The following is a 17,265-nucleotide window of genomic DNA, read 5'->3' as shown; positions in this document are numbered from 1 at the left end:
TGTACTGATGATATAATGTATTTTTGACAAATAGAGCTGAACACAATGTTAACAATTTCAAATACTGTCACTATCGATGAATGGGAACTAGAGCTCACAGCTATTCGTTCGCAAGGTGCCGGTGGTCAAAATGTTAATAAAGTAGCAAGTGCAATTCATTTACGTTTTGACATTAACCGCTCTAAATTACCTGACTTCTACAAAGAACGCTTACTTGCCTTAAATGATACAAGAATTACTAAAGACGGCGTCTTAATCATTAAAGCGCAAAGCCACCGTACCCAGGAGCTAAATCGAGAAGATGCCCTTAAGCGTTTAAAGGATTTAATTCTTAGTGCTACGGTAGTTAATAAGGCGCGTCGAGCCACCAAGCCCAGCCGTAATTCACAGCGAAAGCGCATGGACAAAAAAACCAAACATGGGCAAAACAAAGCGCTACGCGGCAGCATAAAGTTTTAGCTTTAAATGGTATTAATAAAGTAGAGAAGGGGCTGGATGTTTACATGCAGGCACTATTTTTACACCGTGTTGCTTGTATAAAAATATAAGTGAGGGCTAGCCTCACTTATAATAACTATTAATATTTACTTAGCCATTTCTAAATCAGATTCTGCATCTGCCAACATTGCAAACTCTTCATCAGCGCTTTTAGCAACTAAGTGTTTTGAGCTGTAGCCAAAGTAATATACGCCGCCCACAATAAACAGCATCATAGTGTATAAAAATGCACGAGGGTCGAACGCATACACACCGGTTAATGCTATAAGCGAAAGCACTAAAGCAATACTTGAAGTTACTACACCACCAGGGGTTTTATACGGGCGAGGTAAATCAGGTTGTTTAACGCGTAGTAAAATATGGCTCAGCGCCATTAATGCATACGATACCGTTGCACCTACTACAGCCATTGCAAGTATTAAATCACCCTCGCCACTAAGTGATACTAAAAAACCAAATACGGCAGGTACAATCAACGCACGTGCTGGCACTTTGCGATTAGTTGTAATCGACAACGAACGCGATAAATATCCGGCTCTAGATAAAGCAAACACTAAGCGACTATAACCATAAATAATAGAGAAAAACGAAGCAACTAAACCCGCAAGCCCTAATATATTTACTACAGTTGCTAAGCCCTCACTACCCGATGCATTTAATGCATCAACCAAAGGTACAGCACTTGCGCCCATTGCAGCTGCGCCTCCTGCGCCAGGCACTAAAACAACAACTAAAAAAGCAGTAAATAACAAAAAGATCATTGCACCAATAATGCCTTTTGGCACATCTTTAGCGGGATCTTTTGCCTCTTCTGCAGCAAGCGGTACACCTTCCACCGCTAAAAATAACCACATGGCAAACGGTAATGCAGCCCAAACCCCGTACCAACCTAAAGGTAAAAACTCACTGGCTCCCACTGCATCAGTTACGGGGACGTCAAATAAGCGTGATGCATCAAAATTTGTAATTAAAACAAAAGCCGTTGCAATAATAGCTAATACTGCTAAACCACTTATTACCATCATTACTTTAAGTGCTTCTCCTACGCCTGCTAAATGAATTCCCACAAATAGTAAGTAAAATAATGCATATACCCATGGTCCATTAAACCCAGTGAGGGCTTCAACTGCAGAGCCTATAAAAATAACAATAGCACCGGGTGCTAAGGCGTATTCAATTAATACCGCAAGGCCAGTTAAATAGCCTCCCGCAGGCCCCATAGCTTGGCGCGCAAAACTATAACCACCGCCTGCTGCAGGTATTGCAGCTGACATTTCAGCAAGCGACAATACCAGCGCTAAATACATAACTGCCATTAACACTGCAGCAATGGCAAAGCCACCCCAACCTGCTTCAGCAATACCAAAGTTCCAACCTGCAAAGTCACCCGATATTACATACGACACACCCAAACCTGCGAGTAATAACCACCCCGCAGTACCTCGTTTTAACTGCCTTTTAGCAAGGTACTCTGTATTATTAGTAGACATAACCCTTCTCCGTTGATGTTTAGTTTTTATTGTTTTATTTCACGTGTTTTTAATTAAAATTACTCAGCAATTAAAAAGTTAGTGGTTGAAACCTGATGCTCAATTACATCGTCTTGTGTACGGTCTTTTAAATTAACCCCAGTTAGTTTTAGTTTTTTAGCTTCACGTAATAAGTACAGCGCACGCCTAGCCGCTTCTGTATAAGGTAGGCCTGCTGGGCGAATATTCGATATGCAATTACGACATGCATCGTTAAGTCCTGTTTTAGGCTCCCATGTTAAATACAGGCCAAGGCTATCTGGCGAACTAAGTCCTGGGCGCTCTCCTATTAACACCATAACCACCTGCGCATTTAGCAACTCACCTATATCGTCGCCAATTGCTACTCGACCTTGTTCAACCAAAGTAATAGGGGCAATTTTAAATTGCTTATCTGTTGTAAGGTGCGCTAATAGCTCTGTTATAAATGGACATGCATTTTTTTGTACCGCCAACGAGGAGAGTCCATCAACCACTACAATCGCTAAATCGTGTTTAGCCTGCGTAGTGTGCTTTTGTTTATTCATATAGCTGAGAAGTATTTGCCTACCATTTTCATCAAGCTTGCGGCCTAAATCGGGTCGCTGAAGATAAGTAACCCTGTCAACGGCTTGGCTGTGTAAATGCAGGGGAGGGGCAACCTCTTTTAATACACTAATACTGCTTAGTTGCTCAGTCATTTCGTTAATATCAAGCGGAAAACTCACCGCATCGCGTGCTTGTGCATGAGATAGCTGAAAAGCCAGCATTTCTGAGGTTGGCAAACTTATACCCGCACGCCCAAGCCCAATACGGGCGTCGGTAAAACGGCGTAAATCACTCCAAGGATTGTGCACTACATTACCGTTATTTTTATGCTCGTTTACTGATTCATCTAAAGGAGTGCTCTGTTTTAAACGTGATTTCATGAGCCACCTCCAGTAATTGCACCCAGAGGTTTCGCAAAAGCGGGAGGCAAGGTATCTGAAAGTGTAATATCGGAAGTGCTTTGCATTATTTTCATATTGCTTAGCCATGCTTCAAACTCGGGGGCAGGTCTAGAGCCAAGTACACGGCGAACATATAATGCATCATGAAACGACGTAGTTTGGTAATTAAGCATAATATCGTCAGAGCCAGGTATTCCCATTACAAACGAGCAACCAGCAACACCTAATAGCGTAAGCAAGTTATCCATATCGTTTTGATCAGCCTCTGCATGATTGGTGTAACACACATCACATCCCATCGGTATGCCTAGTAACTTAGCGCAAAAGTGATCCTCAAGTCCTGCTCGGGTAATTTCTTTACCATCAAACAAATATTCAGGGCCAATAAACCCCACCACGGTATTTACCAGTAACGGGTTAAACTTACGCGCAACGGCATAAGCGCGAGCTTCACACGTTTGCTGATCAAGCTCATGATGCGCATTTGCTGAAAGCGAACTGCCTTGCCCAGTTTCAAAATACATCACATTATTGCCAACAGTGCCACGCTTTAAACTCAAAGCGGCATCTTGCGCTTCAGCCAAGGTATTTAAATTAAAACCAAAACTTGAATTAGTAGCCTCTGTGCCACCAATCGACTGAAATACTAAATCAACTGGTGCGCCAGCTTCTATACATTCAATGGTGTTAGTAACATGGGTGAGTACGCAACTTTGGGTTGGTATGGCGTACTTTTGAATAACATCATCCATTAACGTCATTAATTTAATGGCTTGGGCAACGTTATCGGTTGCAGGGTTTATACCTATTACTGCATCGCCATTACCGTATAGCAAACCATCAAGCATGCACGCAGCAATACCATTAATATCGTCAGTTGGGTGATTTGGTTGTAAACGTGTAGATAAATGCCCGGGGAGGCCAATAGTATTTCTAAAAGCACTCGTAACATGGCACTTTTTAGCAATTAATATGAGATCTTGATTGCGCATTATTTTGCTAACTGCAGCAGCCATTTCCGGCGTAATACCTTGCCTTATACTTGCAAGTACAGCAGGTGTTGCAAAGTCACTTAAAAGCCAATTACGAAAATCGCCTACGGTTAAATGTGCAATAGCCATAAAGGCATTTGCATCGTGCTCGTCAATAATTAAGCGTGTAATTTCGTCATCTTCGTAGGGAATAAGTACCTCATTTAAAAATGTTTTAAGAGGAATATCCGCCAATGTCATTTGTGCCACAGCACGTTCTTGTGCTGATTGTGCAATTACGCCCGCTAAGCGATCACCCGAACGCTGCGGTGTAGCTTTAGCCATTAACTGGGCTAAGTTCTTGAATTTATAAGTATGTGTACCTAAAGTGTAACTGTACGCTTGCCCCATGATTTACTCCACATAACTAATATGATCAACCTTGGTATAGGTTTTGCTGCATCTTTAGCTATAAATCAATATTGAATAGTTACAAGACAGCTTATTTTGTACCAAGTAACTATCGAATTTCGGCAAAAGATTATTTATTAATCCAATTCAATTGGTTACACACGCAAAGCGGTGTTAACTTAAGCATAATGAAAGTGTAACGAAAAAGAGCATCCCCGATATGGCGCAGCAAACTAGCTTCAGCGCACCACTAAAGAGCAAGGTGCAAACACACGATATAGACGAGCAAGCGCATAGCCTTACTCAATGGCAGCAAAAATACGATCAAATGAGCGACGGCAGCTTTTATGGTTGTATTGAAGAAACGGATTACGCCAATATTCATGTGTTTAAAGAATACACTGAGCGAGCGCTTCGTCAGCAATGTAACATAGCCCCTAATTCGGTTTGGCTTGGCATTCCTTGTCAGTCACAGCAAAGTAAAATTAATGGTTTAAGTGTGGCAAGTAATCAATTTATGTGCCGTACAAGTGATAACGACTTTGAGCTGATAACCCCTGAGCAATTTAATATTTATGGTTTGGTAATCGATTGGAACTCAATTGAATATATGGCGCAGCTTCAAGGCGTAACATTGAAAAACCTGGCATCTGCACAATCAGCTCGTTTATCGGTGAGCAACTCATCTTTGCAAACGGCAAGACAAATAATTAATAGCATGGTTATAGGCAAGGGCTTTGGACTTAGAACCGAATCACAACAAGATATGCTAAACATGTTGGCACTACACTTATTACAAGCAGACAATCCGCAGCAAAATATTGCGCCAAGTTATAAACACCGCAAAGCCGTAGTAGATAAAGTAAAAGATTACGTGGCCACAAATCCACAAAACCCAATAACCATAACCGAGCTGTGCGAGCTTTCCTTTGTAAGTAGGCGCACACTTCAGTATAGCTTTGAGAGTATTTTAGGAATTAACCCTTTGCGGTTTTTACGTTTAACACGCTTAAATAATGTAAGGCGGGAACTAAAAAAACCAAACCAAGATAAGCCCATTTCAGTAATAGCAGCCAATTGGGGATTTTGGCACGCGGGACAATTTGCTAAAGATTACACGCAACTATTTGGTGAAAACCCATCACAAACAGTTAAAAATAATAGTTTTAAAGGTTAAAAACTACACTTCTAACTTGAGTATAAGCACCTGTAGACGCGCAGCTTGCTGGCGTTTAAAAGCACCGCTTTTACATTTAGTCGGATGCATTAGTAAATAAGTCACCTTCTACAGACCATACTCTAACTTGAGTATAAGCACCTGCAGACGCGCAGCTTGCTGGCGTTTAAAAGCACCGCTTTTGCATTTAGTCGGATGCATTAGTAAATAAGTTACTTTCTACAGACAATACTCTAACTTGAGTATAAGCACCTGTAGACGCGCAGCTTGCTAGCGTTTAAAAGCTAACATTACTCGTGTTTTCTCATTTACTCCTCTTTTTCTTCTCTTTGTGCATTCATATTTTAAGGGCTGTTATTCACAAAGAGGTTTAGAGGCGCTGCGCTTTTAGAGGGTAGCTAGGGAGTTAAAATAATAAAGAACTAAAAGTAACAGCGAGGTATAAAATCTCACCTATATTGTGCAAACCCATCACAAACAGTTAAAACACCTGTAGACGCGCAGCTTGCTGGCGTTTAAAAGCACCGCTTTTACCTTTAGTCGGATGCATTAGCAAACAAGTAATTAAATCACCACCGAGAAGTGAAGGAGAAAACAAGGAGCAGTGACTAACCATTACTCGTGTTTTCTCTGTGTAGCGCACAGCGCCTCGGTGGTGAAATATCATATAACTTAAACAAATGGACTTTGTCTGCTCATTTACTCCTCTTTTTCTTCTCTTTGTGCATTCATATTTTTAAGGGCTGTTATTCACAAAGAGGTTTAGAGTCGCTGCGCTTTTAGAGGATTGCTTGGGAGTTAAAATAATAAAGAACTAAAAGTGAAAGCGAGGTATAAAACCTCACCTACATCGTGCAAACCCATCACAAACAGTTAAAACACCTGTAGACGCGCAGCTTGCTGGCGTTTAAAAGCATCGCTTTTGCATTTAGTCGCATGCATTATTAAACAAGTAACCTTCTACAGACCATACTCTAACTTGAGTATAAGCACCTGTAGACGCGCAGCTTGCTGGCGTTTAAAAGCATCGCTTTTGCATTTAGTCGCATGCATTATTAAACAAGTAACCTTCTACAGACCATACTCTAACTTGAGTATAAGCACCTGTAGACGCGCAGCTTGCTAGCGTTTAAAAGCTAACATTACTCGTGTTTTCTCATTTACTCCTCTTTTTCTTCTCTTTGTGCATTCATATTTTTAAGGGCTGTTATTCACAAAGAGGTTTAGAGGCGCTGCGCTTTTAGAGGGTAGCTAGGGAGTTAAAATAATAAAGAGCTAAAAGTAAAAGCGAGGTATAAAACCTCACCTACATCGTGCAAACACCAAACCGGTAGGTGCGAATTTATTTCGCGCTCATGTAACAAACAGTTAAAAATAATAGTTTTAAAGGTTAAAAACTACACTTCTAACTTGAGTATAAACACCTGTAGACGCGCAGCTTGCTGGCGTTTAAAAACACCGCTTTTACATTTAGTCGGATGCATTAGTAAACAAGTAATTAAATCATCACCGAGAAATGAAGGAGAAAGCAAGGACCAGTGACTAACCATTACTCGTGTTTTCTCTGTGTAGCGCACAGCGCCTCGGTGGTGAAATATCATATAACTTAAACAAATGGACTTTGTCTGTTCATTTACTCCTCTTTTTCTTCTCTTTGTGCGTTCATATTTTAAGGGCTGTTATTCACAAAGAGGTTTAGAGGCGCTGCGCTTTTAGAGGGTAGTTTGGGAGTTAAAATAATAAAGAACTGAAAGTGAAAGCGAAGTATAAAACCTCACCTACATCGTGCAAACACCAAACTCGTAGGTGCGAATTTATTTCGCGCTCATGTAACATGGCTTCAATGCTTTAAAAGTAAAAGCGAGCTATAAAACCTCACCTACATCGTGCAAACACCAAACCCGTAGGTGCGAATTTATTTCGCGCTCATGTAACATGGCTTGTATTCTTTAAAAGTAAAAGCGAGGTATAAAACCTCGCTTATTATATTCAAAAGCCCTATTTGATCGGTGCTAATTAAGCCGCGATTAAATAGGACTCTTGTCCTGAATGTTTGTTGCTACGTTTAAACGAGCCTTTGCCTTTTTTAGCTTTAACCACTTGTGGTTTAAATAATTTAGAGGTGACCATTGCCGCTAGTGCATTGTGGTTTATAACGCCTCGTCCTGTGTCTACCGCGCTGGTGTTTGCGGTTTTTGCTTTAGATTTTTTAGTCATATATTTCCTATCAACTAAAGTTAAATAATAAAGAGGCTTTTATATTGGCCTATTTAAGAGATGGCGATTGTAGGCTTAATTTTCAACCGCGCAAGTATTTTTAACATCCATTTGGTAGTTTTTTAATAATAAAAAAGCGCAGTTAATAACTGCGCTTAATATTACTTAGTTTGCTTTACTTTTTTATAAGATAATTAAAAACTAAAGCTTACTTTTGCATAGTACGTTCTGCCGTCAAAACCGTATGGCAATGCACGTACTGGATATTTAAATGCGCCGTTGGTGATAAAATTAAGTACTTCGTCATCACCTAATTCGTCTGGTGTTTCGTCAAATACGTTATCGGCACCTACCGAAAGCGCAAACATGTCATTAATTTGGTAGCTAACATTTAAATCAACTAACACAGCAGACTCAACCGTACTTGTTGGTTTAAATGAACCCGTAGGCGAAAGCTCACCTGGTAATGAAATATGGTCGTTACCAAAGTATTTTACATCTGTTTCGCCAAAGTAGTTAAAGCGAATGGTTGATGTGTAGGCATCGCGTTCGTAGTCAAACGTAAGCGTTGCACGTTCGCTCGGTTGTCCGTCGGTAAAAAAGCTGCGTTGTAAATCGTCAAAAGCAACCGCTTCAGGAATACCGTCTTCTGCGTTTACGCTGTCAATTTTAGTATCGTTTAGGTTACCTGCAAAGGTTACTCCTAAATTACCGCCTTCAACTTCAGTGCGGTACGATGCAATAATATCAACACCTTGCGTAGTAGAATCAACCGAATTTGAGAAGTAGTTAGCTTGCACAGCTCCCGTTGCTTGTAGCGCTGCAACTGCTTCCGAGCTAAACGATACGTCGTCAGCCGAAAGCAAGCTGCCAAGTGTAATACGGTCTTCAATTTCTACACGGTAAAAATCAACCGTTAACGAAAGCTCGCTTGTTACATCGTAAACAAAACCTGCGCTGTAGTTTGTTGATGTTTCAAGCTCTAAGCTATCTACGCCTAACGCACTTGGGAAAGCGGTCCCTGTGTTTGCTGTGAACGACTGCGTTAATGTGCCGTCTGAGCCTAAGTTAGTTGTAAAAGCTGTATAACCACTTTGTTGAAGTGATGGCGCTCTAAAACCAGTAGACAGTGCACCACGTACTGCAAAGTCATCTGAAAATTCATAACGTGTTGCTAATTTACCAATTAAATCATCCCCAGCATCTGAGAAATCTTCATAGCGTAGTGCACCACTTACGTTCCATGCGTCGGTGATCATAGTTTCTACGTCTACATAAACTGCGTAGCTGTTACGGTCGCTGTCGTTAGCCGCTTCAGGGCGAAGGCCGTTATAAGCCTGAAAACCACACTGTGCAAATTGATCCGGATCGTTTACTGATGGGTACGAGGTATCCATATTTGCTAGTCCACAGGCGTATGATGCTTCATCGCCAGGCACTATCTCGTAGTTTTCTTTACGGTATTCGGCGCCTACTGTTACATATAAAGGCTCACTACGGCCAATATCTACAATACCGTTTACATCAAGGTTAACCGTTGTTTGATCGAATCTAAAACCACCTGAGTAACCGCCAGTAGGGCCTGAGTTTGCTGCAATGTCGGCATCGCTTGCATCTGGGTTATTAAATAAATATTCAGCCGCGTAAGAAGCATTTAATGTATTGCGTGATGTAAAATCGTATTGGTTTTCACCATAAACAGCCGATACATCGTAAGTCCAGTCTGTGTTTATATCGCCTTTAAACCCAAGCGCTACTGAAATATCTTGTGCTTCGTTATATATGCGCGGTAAAAAACCATCGCTGTATACTTGTGTTACGTTTTTAGACGCTTCGTTAAAGTTACGGTAAAAACCATTACCCAGCGCCGTGCGCTCAGAGTAGCCACCAAACGAGTAAAGCTCGCCGTCGCCCACTGGTAATGCCATGTTGTAAAATAACGACGTAAATTCACTTTCTGAGTTACCTTGGCCCCAGCGTACATCTTCACTTAGCGTACCTGGTTCAACATTAAGTGAACCACCCGTATCGCGCTCGGCGCGGTTAGTGCCGTCGGCATCACGGTACTCAAGCGATAGGTTAATAAAGCCGCCTTCGTTACCTAATTCAAAACCACGGTTTAAACCTGCTGAAATAGTGTCGCCGTCACCTTCACTTGTGCCGCCGTATTGTACAAAACCCGTTGTAATACCGGTTGAGTTATTAAGAGATAAGTTAATAACACCTGCAATCGCGTCAGAGCCATACTGCGCCGCTGCGCCGTCGCGTAATACTTCAACGCCTTTAAGCGCCGTTAGCGGAATGGCATTCATATCAGTACCCGCAGCGCCTGCGCCTACTGTACCGTTAAGGCCAAAAATTGATTGGTTATGACGACGTTTACCATTTACTAATACAAGGGTTTGATCTGGTTGTAAGCCACGAAGCGTTGCGGGTCTAAATAAATCAGAACCGTCTGATACTTGTGTACGCGAAAAGTTAAATGAAGGCGCTGTCGCTTGAAGGCTTTGGCCTAACTCGGTAAAACCACCTTTAGTTAAATCATCCGCGTCAATTAAATCAATAGGAGAAGAAGACTCTGTAGAGGTACGGTTAGATACACGCGATCCTAATACAGATATTTGCTCAATGTTTTTAGCAGCTTGTACAGGTGCTTCTTCTGCGTTAACAATGCTTGGTGCGCTAAACGCGAAAGCAACGGCTACAGCAAGTGTGTTTAAACGGTATGTTGACATAGTGACGACCCTGTTTTTTTGTATTCTTAATAATATGTGTGTGGTTATGATGCTCATAACCTGTTGCAAACATCCTAGCAACATATGCAAACAAAAAGAAATGAAAAAAACTAAATATTTGGTCTAAGTATGCAAATAAACTTCAAGATAAGAAAAAACCACATCAAATCGGTTAAAATGCATGCTAATAAAGGATTAAACATCAAGAAATAGAATGTTTAACACTTTATTTACAATGTGGTTTTGCTCGTTATTTTACCCTTTTAAAGGTAATAGGCAGCGAATGGTCGTACCTGTGCCTAATGTACTGTTAACTTCTATTTTTCCACCGTGATCGCTCACCATAGCGTATACAAGTGTCATACCCATACCGGTGCCTTTTCCGACTTCTTTTGTTGTATAAAAAGGGTCAAACATATGCGCTATTGTGTCTTCATTCATGCCACAACCGTTATCTTTTATTTCAATACAAATATTTGTGTGTAGTACAAAAATATTGACTTCAATAATGCAGCCTTTTTCTAAATCTAACTCGCAAGCTTGCCAAGCATTCATTAAAAGGTTTACAAAAATCTGATTAATTGACGATAAATTGCACCAAATGAGTGGTAGGGGTTCAAACCGCGTTTTTATTTCGCATAATTTAAGTTTGCTACTTAGTAATCTTAAAGCATTATTAGCACCCGTTGTTACATCGGCTAATTGTTTATCTTGCGAAGAGGTGGGGTGGGCAAAGTTTAATAAGTCATGCACTATTTGTTTTATACGTTTAAGTCCTTCAACGCTGTCGTTAATTTGCCCCTGCAAATTGTTATAAATCCACGCGTACGGATACTGTAAATTGAGTATGTCGATTTCGTGTTTAAAACGGCTCTCTTTAATTTCGTTATTTAAATATTGTTCGTTAAGTTTTAGCAGCGCTACAAGTAAAGGGCTTGCGTTTTGTAGGCTCTCTACGTTACTCATTGCATAGGCAAGCGGGGTATTTATTTCGTGGGCAACGCCTGCGCTCAGTGTACCTAAGGTCGCCATTTTTTCTGTTTGCACAAACAGCATTTGTTGGTGTTCTAAGTCGGCTACTTTTTTTTGTAGTTCATTATTTATGGCAACTAAAACGCTACTTTTATCTTTAAGTAATTGCTCTGCAGCTAAGCGCAGCTTTTGTTCGTTTAAAAAAGCACGTTCAAAATTACCATCTGATCCATCCATTCCCTTCATCCATATAGATAACTTTATACATAACGTTTAGTCGTCTGTATGCAAATTTGCAACTTTAGTGCAGCCAAGGCCTAATATTTTGCATAAGTAATTATCCACTTATTGCTAATAACTCCATTATGTAAATACCACTTAATATAAAAGGTAGGCACAAACACACCATAGAGTATTTTTTTAAGCTATTATTTAACCAGAAGTAATTTAAAGGCGACTCAATGACTCAAGTAACACCAAGCACACCAATAAATCAGGTTGATGTACTTTGCATTGATGATGATGAAATAGTACTACGCACGTTAACACGGCTACTTGAAGTAAATGGCCTTTCGGTTATTGTTTGCGATAACCCGCAAAGTGCACTAACGCTTTTTAAAAATCATGAGTTTGGTTTAATTATTAGCGATATGCGTATGCCGGTAATGAACGGTGCCGAGTTTTTAGAAAAAGCACGTGCGCTGGCACCCGACACCCAACGCATTTTATTAACCGGCTACGCCGACATACAAACCACCTTAGCGGCTGTTAACCAAGGCCAAATAAATGGTTATATTCAAAAGCCTTGGCAAAACGATTTATTACTTCGTAGCATTAGAGATAGCCTAGAAAAATTTGCACTAAAAAAACAAAATCAAAAATTAGAGGCACAAGTTAAAGCGCAAAACCAAGAGTTGCTAGAGCTTAATAATTCGCTTGAACAACGAGTAGAAAAACGCACCTTACAAATAAAACAGGTTTTAAAAAAGCTTGAAGACGCCAACGAGCGCGAAAAACAAGAGCATAAATCGACCGTAGAGCTGCTATATAATTTTGTTAACGCAAACCCTTACCTAGATGGCAACAAAGCACAAAATATTGCTAATACCTGCACACAAATAGCACTTTACTTAAACTTGTCGCAAAAAAGCATTGATCTTGCCCCTATGGCTGGTTACTTGGCGCAAATAGGCTTGCTTGCTATGGATCCTGATCTTTATAAAAAACCAGTTAACCGCTTAAGCGAGCAACAACGTAAAACCTTTTATACTCACCCAAGTACCGCACAATTAATGTTAATGCCAGCAATACATTTACATGACTTATCGGATGCTATTTATTATCAGTTTGAGCGCTTTAACGGAAACGGAATGCCCAAAGGCCTTGCCGGAAACGACATCCCTATAGGCGCTATGGTGCTAGGTTTAGCGCGCGACTATTGGGACGCGTTTGAGCAGAGCAATGCAAGTGATGAAAAGCAGCGCCACGATGACGCACTCGAAAGTGTAAAACTTTATAGTGGATCGTTTTATCATCCTAAAATTGTACGTGCACTTGAAGCAAGCCATGCAAAACTACACGAACAAAAAAGTTCAGCAGGATCAGTGCTAATTTGTAATGCCCATGAACTCAAAGAGCAAATGGTACTGGGCCATGCTCTACACAGCCATACGGGCATAATGTTGCTGCCCAAAGGTCATGTATTTGGCAGTAAATCGATAGAAAAACTCCAACAGCTAGAATCGAAAAAACCAACTCCGTTCAGAATAATGGTGAAAACTGCTAAATGATTGATCTAAACCGCAGTTTTTTTCGTTACAATGTGCATAAAATAGATTATTGAATTTGCTTGAAGGAGCACTCTGTGTCGCGATTTTCTGCGGTTACTGACAACCCCCATGATGGGCGTTTTAACCAAAAAACGGGAATACTGCTAACTAACTTAGGCAGCCCTGATGCACCAACAGCGGCTGCGCTTCGTACATATTTACGCGAATTTTTATCAGATCCACGCATTGTAGAAATACCACGCTTGGTATGGATGATAATTTTACATGGCATTATTTTACGCGTACGCCCTAAACGTTCGGCTAAATTATACGAGAGTATATGGACCGAAAACGGCTCACCACTTACCCACATTACTCGCCAGCAAAGTGTAAAGTTAAATACCTTATTAAAAGAGCAAGGTTATACCAATACAGAAGTAGTAATGGCAATGCGTTATGGCAACCCTTCAATAGAGGCAGGCCTTGAAGAGCTTCGTGATAAAGGCTTAACGCGTATAATTATTTTACCAATGTACCCGCAATATTCTAGCCCAACTACGGGTTCTACGTTTGATGCTGTATCGAGCGTACTGCGAAAATGGCGCTGGGTGCCAGAGCTTCATTTTATAAATGGCTATCATAAAAACACCCGTTATATTGAGTCACTTGCTAATAGTATTAGTGAGGATTTAGAAGCGAATGGTATGCCACAAAAAATTGTTTTTTCGTATCACGGTATGCCTAAATTGTTTTTAGATCGCGGCGATCCGTACCATTGCCTATGTTTACAAACCACGCGTTTAGTTGTTGAAAAACTAGGCCTTGATAAAGACAAAGTAATTAGTACTTTTCAAAGTCGATTTGGTAAAGCAGAGTGGTTAAAGCCTTATACCGACGCAACCCTTGCAGCCTTACCTGATGAAGGTATTACTGATGTAGCTATTATAAGTCCTGCTTTTAGCGCCGACTGCCTAGAAACACTTGAAGAGCTAGAAGGTGAAAACCGTGAAATATTCGAAAACGCAGGCGGCGAAAAATACCGTTACATAGCGGCACTAAACGACAGAGACGACCATATAGAAGCTGTGTTTGATGTTATAAAACCTATGTTGTAACCCAAGCTTACTAAAGCTAAATATATTACGCATTAAGCGGTGTTAAAATTAACACCGCTTTTTTGTTTTTAGGGCTTTTAAAATATTTAGTTAATTAATTCACAAAGAGGTTAAGAGGCGCTGCGCTTTTAGAGTGAGTGATAAAACATAAAAATACTGTTTTTGGCTTTTCTCATTTTCCCCTCTTTTACTTCTCATTGTGCAAATAGAAGCTTTTAAAGGGCGAATTATTCACAAAGAGGTTAAGAGGCGCTGCGCTTTTAGAGTAGTGATAAAACATAAAAATACTGGTTTTGGCTTTTCTCATTTACTCCTCTTTTACTTCTCATTGTGCAAATAAAGGCTTTTAAAGAGCTAATTATTCACAAAGAGGTTAAGAGGCGCTGCGCTTTTAGAGTGAGTGATAAAACATAACAATACTGTTTTTGTTTCGGGGTTTTTGGCTTCCCCTTTTACTTCTCATTGTGCAAATAAAAGCTTTTAAAGGGCGAATTATTCACAAAGAGGTTAAGAGGCGCTGCGCTTTTAGAGTGAGTTATAAAACATAACAATACTGTTTTCTTTTGGCTTCCTCATTTACTCCTCTTTTACTTCTCATTGTGCAAATAAAGGCTTTTAAAGAGCGGATTATTCACAAAGAGATTAAGAGGCGCTGCGCTTTTAGAGTAGTGATACATATTGGCTGGACTGGTTTTTCTCAGTTATTACTGATTACCTTATCTTTGTGAAAGAAATTACTTATATTATTTAATAGTAATTAAAATAAATAAAAATGTACGTTTGAGGGGAGGCAATATCTAAGCAACAGCAATTAAACGCTATCGCTTAAAGTATAAATCAATCGCTTTTGTGAGGAGCTCGTCGAGTTGTTCTTCAAATTCTTCAATATTAATATCAAAGTGCTTTAAGTAAGCCCGAGCCTGAGCAAGTGATAAATTACGGCTGTTAACGCTGTATTGTCGCTCGTCTATGGTTTTATCGTAACGTGGTAAAAATACAAATTGGCCATAAAAGGGGGATTTAATATGCTTGTTTGCAAAACGACAAAAATCTTCAATATGCTCAGCACCCTTAGGTCCAAGGCAACCTGGCTCAATGCGATACATTAAGCGAATTTTCTTGTCGTCATTTATTTGCATTTAAAGCCTTTATCTAAAAAACAGTACGCGTACTATTTTCCCATCTTTAATTTGATAACTCGAAATAAGTTCTGAGCGTTTATCAACTACGTTTTCGTCAGTTGAACAAGTTTCTGAAAGTTCGTGATCAATCACTATATCACCGTGCACTATGCGCTTAATTGGTGATGAGTGAATACACTTTAACTTTTTAAACATTAGCCCATAACGTTCTATTAGTTTTTCTTTACCTTTAAATAATAGCTCATTAGGGAAAATATAAAACTCAACATCTTCGGCATATACACGAAGAAACTCTTCAATGTTACGTGCGTTATATGCTTTAACTAGCTGCTCTACCACAGCAAGTGATTCGCGCGATTGTTTAGCTTTAGTTTGCTGCTTAACTGTAAGTGCTTCTTTTGCTTGCGTTACTGCTTTCTCAGCTTCGGCTACAGCCACTGCTTTTTCTATTTTATTTTTAGGCTTTTCAGCAGGTTTAATTTGCTCGTTACCTAATACTTTTGAATCGTCTGGTTTAGTCGCATCAATTGTTGGCTTTTTAAGCTCTGGCGCTTTGTATTCAAGCGTATTTACTTTGTCGTCAGTGTTGGTTTGAGTTACTGATTGCTCATTTTCAACTTTTGGCTTTTCAACGCTTGTTTGAGCTTCAACTTGCGGCTCTTTTTGCTCAGGCTCGCTTTGCTCTGCGGCATAAGTAATTAGCGCAACGGTAGTGACTAATGAGGCTAAAATAATAGATAACGGTTTCATAACTTTCCTAAAATGAACACTAAATACGTGTAATACCAATTACATTAAATAGGCGATCTATTATAGCGCTAAAAAATAGCACAATAACAACGCGAAAATTGTGACATATAGTTGTTCTATATGAATAATTTTTAACGCAGTTAGTGAGTTATTTAATGCGATAGAATGATCATATTTTTGATAAAATAGGCATAAGGGTGCAACATAGCAAATTTTAACGTTATCGGGTAGTTAATACCACCACTGAAGCCTACCAGTACTGCTCTACGGTAATATTGCCGGGGTTTTTACGGCGGTTACGCGTAAAGTTTTTATCGAGAAGTAGCGCGGTTGTGTCTTTTACCATTTGTGGATTTCCGCAAATCATAAATTGTGCATTACTGGGCTTTGGGTCTAACTTTACATATTCAAACAAGCGGTTGCTCTCAATTGCGTTAGTAATTCGCCCACTTAAGCCTTGTAATGGCTCCTCTCTACTTACAACAGGAATATAGTTGAGTTGTGCTGGGTATACTCTTAATAGCTCGTTAATAAGTGCCTGATAGCTTAAGTCGTTATTAAAACGTACGCCATGCACTAAATTTATAGTTTTGTATTTTTTCCATACATCGGGCTGTTGTAATATCGATAAAAAAGGCCCTATGGCAGTGCCAGTCCCTAACATCCAAAGCTGATCACTTTGTGGTATTTCATCAAGGGTAAAAAAGCCGGTTGCGTGTTGTTCTATTAATACTGTGTCGCCAGGTTGTAAGGTAGCTAAACGAGGAGAGAGCAAACCGTCAATAACGTTAATAAGGTAAAATTCGAGATCGGGGTTTTCAGGGGCATTCACATATGAATAAGCCCGAGCAATACGTTTGTCGCCATCCATTATTGAAAGCTTTGTAAATTGACCAGCTTTAAACGGCTCTACGTTTGCATTAACGGTTAAGCTAAAGAGTGTTTCGCTCCACCACGTGACATTTTTTACTGTTGCTTCAACCCAATTAGACATAGTTACCTCTTGGTTTAGCTATTAAAGTTTTAAATAATTCACTCCATCAACATTAG

Annotated in this window: 13 protein-coding genes; 4 read left to right on the top strand and 9 right to left on the bottom strand. The window is 40.0% G+C overall.

Translation table 11 applies throughout. The features are described 5' to 3' along the window. The first annotated feature begins 45 nt into the window (after positions 1-45). A complete protein-coding gene (arfB, locus tag QT16_RS14140; RefSeq protein ID WP_002959105.1) occupies positions 46-459 on the top strand; it encodes an alternative ribosome rescue aminoacyl-tRNA hydrolase ArfB in 414 nt (137 codons plus the stop codon). 125 nt (positions 460-584) lie between these two features. Here arfB and eat read toward each other — a convergent pair whose 3' ends face one another. Genes eat through QT16_RS14125 form a run of 3 tightly spaced genes read right to left on the bottom strand, consistent with a single transcriptional unit; the run spans position 585 to position 4,338 of the window. After that, entirely contained in the window at positions 585-1,988 is a 1,404-nt protein-coding gene (eat, locus tag QT16_RS14135; protein ID WP_039488803.1) for an ethanolamine permease, read from the bottom strand. Positions 1,989-2,047: 59 nt separating this feature from the next. Then, positions 2,048-2,935 carry an ethanolamine ammonia-lyase subunit EutC gene (gene eutC / locus QT16_RS14130; RefSeq protein ID WP_039488802.1) on the bottom strand — a complete coding sequence of 296 codons (888 nt, stop codon included), beginning with the start codon at positions 2,933-2,935 and terminating at the stop codon, positions 2,048-2,050. Next, positions 2,932-4,338: an ethanolamine ammonia-lyase subunit EutB gene (locus QT16_RS14125; protein ID WP_039488801.1), complete on the bottom strand. Its 1,407-nt coding sequence runs from the start codon at positions 4,336-4,338 to the stop codon at positions 2,932-2,934. Before QT16_RS14125 ends, eutC begins: the two co-directional genes overlap by 4 nt. A 220-nt stretch (positions 4,339-4,558) precedes the next feature. Here QT16_RS14125 and QT16_RS14120 point away from each other — a divergent pair, with 220 nt between their 5' ends. Next, positions 4,559-5,515: a helix-turn-helix domain-containing protein gene (locus QT16_RS14120; protein ID WP_039488800.1), complete on the top strand. Its 957-nt coding sequence runs from the start codon at positions 4,559-4,561 to the stop codon at positions 5,513-5,515. A 2,016-nt stretch (positions 5,516-7,531) separates the two neighbouring features. Here the strand turns inward: QT16_RS14120 and arfA are convergent. The 3 genes from arfA to QT16_RS14105 form a co-directional block, all read right to left on the bottom strand. Beyond that, positions 7,532-7,732, bottom strand: a complete 201-nt coding sequence (gene arfA / locus QT16_RS14115) for a ribosome alternative rescue factor ArfA (protein WP_007583517.1) — start codon at positions 7,730-7,732, stop codon at positions 7,532-7,534. A 194-nt stretch (positions 7,733-7,926) separates the two neighbouring features. Further along, on the bottom strand, positions 7,927-10,467 hold the full coding sequence (locus QT16_RS14110; protein ID WP_039488799.1) for a TonB-dependent receptor plug domain-containing protein: 2,541 nt from the start codon (positions 10,465-10,467) through the stop codon (positions 7,927-7,929). Between the two features lie 255 nt (positions 10,468-10,722). After that, entirely contained in the window at positions 10,723-11,676 is a 954-nt protein-coding gene (locus QT16_RS14105) for a sensor histidine kinase (protein WP_039488798.1), read from the bottom strand. Between the two features lie 224 nt (positions 11,677-11,900). On the opposite strand from QT16_RS14105, the gene nosR reads away from it, so the two are divergent. After that, the gene (gene nosR / locus QT16_RS14100; protein ID WP_039488797.1) at positions 11,901-13,229 is read left to right on the top strand and encodes a response regulator c-di-GMP phosphodiesterase, NosR family; all 1,329 of its coding nucleotides are present in this window, start codon (positions 11,901-11,903) and stop codon (positions 13,227-13,229) included. Positions 13,230-13,303: 74 nt separating this feature from the next. Beyond that, positions 13,304-14,323, top strand: a complete 1,020-nt coding sequence (gene hemH / locus QT16_RS14095) for a ferrochelatase (RefSeq protein ID WP_024597461.1) — start codon at positions 13,304-13,306, stop codon at positions 14,321-14,323. A gap of 818 nt (positions 14,324-15,141) precedes the next feature. Here the strand turns inward: hemH and QT16_RS14090 are convergent. From QT16_RS14090 to QT16_RS14080, 3 genes are all read right to left on the bottom strand, one after another. After that, a complete protein-coding gene (locus QT16_RS14090; RefSeq protein WP_002962108.1) occupies positions 15,142-15,462 on the bottom strand; it encodes a hypothetical protein in 321 nt (106 codons plus the stop codon). Positions 15,463-15,471: 9 nt separating this feature from the next. Continuing rightward, the gene (locus QT16_RS14085) at positions 15,472-16,215 is read right to left on the bottom strand and encodes a nuclear transport factor 2 family protein (protein ID WP_002962106.1); all 744 of its coding nucleotides are present in this window, start codon (positions 16,213-16,215) and stop codon (positions 15,472-15,474) included. Between the two features lie 250 nt (positions 16,216-16,465). Continuing rightward, positions 16,466-17,209 (bottom strand): ferredoxin--NADP reductase, encoded by a 744-nt coding sequence (locus QT16_RS14080; RefSeq protein ID WP_039488796.1) that lies wholly within the window; start codon positions 17,207-17,209, stop codon positions 16,466-16,468. Positions 17,210-17,265: the final 56 nt, after the last annotated feature.

The organism is Pseudoalteromonas distincta (genome assembly GCF_000814675.1).
Taxonomy (GTDB): Bacteria; Pseudomonadota; Gammaproteobacteria; order Enterobacterales; family Alteromonadaceae; genus Pseudoalteromonas; species Pseudoalteromonas distincta.
The sequence above is the reverse complement of the archived record's forward strand: the minus strand, read 5'-3'. Positions and strand labels throughout refer to the sequence as shown.

Excerpts from the sequence above, each read along its gene's own strand:
- arfB (WP_002959105.1), top strand. The coding sequence starts at position 46 with ATGTTAACAATTTCAAATACTGTCACTATCGATGAATGGGAACTAGAG.
- eat (WP_039488803.1), bottom strand. The coding sequence starts at position 1,988 with ATGTCTACTAATAATACAGAGTACCTTGCTAAAAGGCAGTTAAAACGA.
- eutC (WP_039488802.1), bottom strand. The coding sequence starts at position 2,935 with ATGAAATCACGTTTAAAACAGAGCACTCCTTTAGATGAATCAGTAAAC.
- QT16_RS14125 (WP_039488801.1), bottom strand. The coding sequence starts at position 4,338 with ATGGGGCAAGCGTACAGTTACACTTTAGGTACACATACTTATAAATTC.
- QT16_RS14120 (WP_039488800.1), top strand. The coding sequence starts at position 4,559 with ATGGCGCAGCAAACTAGCTTCAGCGCACCACTAAAGAGCAAGGTGCAA.
- arfA (WP_007583517.1), bottom strand. The coding sequence starts at position 7,732 with ATGACTAAAAAATCTAAAGCAAAAACCGCAAACACCAGCGCGGTAGAC.
- QT16_RS14110 (WP_039488799.1), bottom strand. The coding sequence starts at position 10,467 with ATGTCAACATACCGTTTAAACACACTTGCTGTAGCCGTTGCTTTCGCG.
- QT16_RS14105 (WP_039488798.1), bottom strand. The coding sequence starts at position 11,676 with ATGGATGGATCAGATGGTAATTTTGAACGTGCTTTTTTAAACGAACAA.
- nosR (WP_039488797.1), top strand. The coding sequence starts at position 11,901 with ATGACTCAAGTAACACCAAGCACACCAATAAATCAGGTTGATGTACTT.
- QT16_RS14090 (WP_002962108.1), bottom strand. The coding sequence starts at position 15,462 with ATGCAAATAAATGACGACAAGAAAATTCGCTTAATGTATCGCATTGAG.
- QT16_RS14085 (WP_002962106.1), bottom strand. The coding sequence starts at position 16,215 with ATGAAACCGTTATCTATTATTTTAGCCTCATTAGTCACTACCGTTGCG.
- QT16_RS14080 (WP_039488796.1), bottom strand. The coding sequence starts at position 17,209 with ATGTCTAATTGGGTTGAAGCAACAGTAAAAAATGTCACGTGGTGGAGC.